The sequence below is a fragment of the Planomonospora algeriensis genome (assembly GCF_977012225.1).
In genome coordinates, this window is the sequence record NZ_CDRNDK010001069.1 from 1 (window position 1) to 539 (window position 539).

Below are 539 nucleotides of genomic sequence, written 5' to 3' on the forward strand. Positions count from 1 at the left end.
CCGGAACCCGGCCTATTCACGATGAACAGGAACAAAAGCTAACAAAACTCCCTCTGAGAAGTGGGCCACCGCCAACGGCATGGGCGGTGATGACAAGCTTTCCGTGGGGTCGTTGTCCAACCGTATGGCGGGCTGGTTCGAGAGCGGCAACAAGCCGGGCAAGGATCGGGCCTTGGGCTATGACCTCTGACTCATGAAATCGGAAGACACTGGGTCTCACCTCGAACTCTGTACTGTCCATGGCCCGGCGACTCCAGGATCAGCACAGTACGGTACTCCTCATTGGTGAGCCGGATGGGAGCGCCGTCGCGGTCTTCGGTGATCTTGTAGTCGGCCACCTGGGAGAGGGTCCCCAGGAGAAAGTTGTTGAGTGCGCGCGGGCCAAGCTCTGTCGCAGGATCCTCGGCGGTGGCGGCGAAGGTCCGCTTGGCCCTGCCCTCACCGCAGAGAATGTCCCGTCCACCAAAGTCTGTGATCTTTGTCTTCAGAGGGAGTTTTGTGAGGGATTGTCCTCATCTGGGTTCCCTTGGAGGTGAGGG

At 59.6% G+C, this 539-nt stretch carries 1 protein-coding gene; it reads right to left on the reverse strand.

The genetic code is table 11. The features are described 5' to 3' along the window. Positions 1–191: 191 nt before the first annotated feature. A complete protein-coding gene (locus ACWJ6R_RS37835; protein ID WP_449066783.1) occupies positions 192–338 on the reverse strand; it encodes a hypothetical protein in 147 nt (48 codons plus the stop codon). Positions 339–539 lie beyond the last annotated feature (201 nt).